Origin of the sequence: Pseudomonas sp. HMWF006, assembly GCF_003061205.1 — a bacterium.
Classification (GTDB): Bacteria; Pseudomonadota; Gammaproteobacteria; order Pseudomonadales; family Pseudomonadaceae; genus Aquipseudomonas; species Aquipseudomonas monsensis.
The window spans coordinates 32,992-33,908 of record NZ_QAIU01000509.1 but is presented as its reverse complement, the minus strand read 5'-3'; the positions used below and the strand labels follow the sequence as shown (position 1 = coordinate 33,908).

General features: G+C 59.2%; 1 protein-coding gene and 1 pseudogene. Both read right to left on the bottom strand.

Annotated elements, in window-relative coordinates; all coding sequences use genetic code 11:
* Positions 1-452, bottom strand: a pseudogene (locus DBR24_RS22850) (putrescine ABC transporter permease PotI); the annotation flags it as partial.
* Positions 449-917: ABC transporter permease subunit (locus DBR24_RS33345; protein ID WP_256591751.1), on the bottom strand; the 469-nt coding region annotated here is incomplete at its 5' end. The pseudogene DBR24_RS22850 and the gene DBR24_RS33345, both read right to left, overlap by 4 nt.

Genomic DNA, 917 nt, shown 5'->3' with positions numbered 1-917 from the left:
GCCACATAGGCTGCACAAAACGTGGTGTGGGCGATCCAGATGGTGACAATGCCACGCTCCTGCGGCCAGCCGATCAACTGCGCCATCGCCACGAACAGCAGCAACAGCGACAGACCGGTGATCACCTCAGGCATCACCAACGGCGCGGTGACCAGGCCACCGAACAGGGTGCGCCCCTTGAAGCGCGTCACACGAGTCAGCACAAAAGCGGCGAGGGTGCCCAGTGCAACGGCGGCAATCGCGGTGTAGCAGGCGATTTCCAGCGAGCGCACCACCGAGCCCATCAGTTGCGTGTTGTCGAGCAGCCCGACGTACCACTTCACCGACCAGCCGCCCCACACCGTCACCAGTTTCGAGGCGTTGAACGAGTAGATCACCAGGATCAGCATCGGCAGATAAATGAACATCAGGCCGAAGATCAACATGAACTTGGAAAAACCGAAGCGTTTCATCCCCGTGCCTCCATCTCTTTGGCCTGGCTGCGGTTGAACAGCAGAATCGGCACAATCAGGATCAACAGCATCACCACCGCCAGGGCAGACGCCACCGGCCAGTCGCGGTTATTGAAGAACTCTTGCCACAGCACGCGACCGATCATCAGCGTCTCCGGGCCACCCAGCAGTTCCGGAATCACGAACTCGCCGACCACCGGAATGAACACCAGCATGCAGCCGGCGATGATCCCGTTCTTGGCCAGCGGTACGGTGATTTTCCAAAAGTTGTTGAAGTTGCTCGAACCCAGGTCCGACGCGGCCTCCAGCAGGCTACCGTCGTGCTTCACCAGGTTGGCGTACAGCGGCAACACCATGAACGGCAGGTAGGCGTAAACCACACCGATATACACCGCAGTGTTGGTGTTGAGGATCTCGATCGGGTGATCGGTCAGGCCGGTCCACATCAGGAAACTGTTGAGCAAA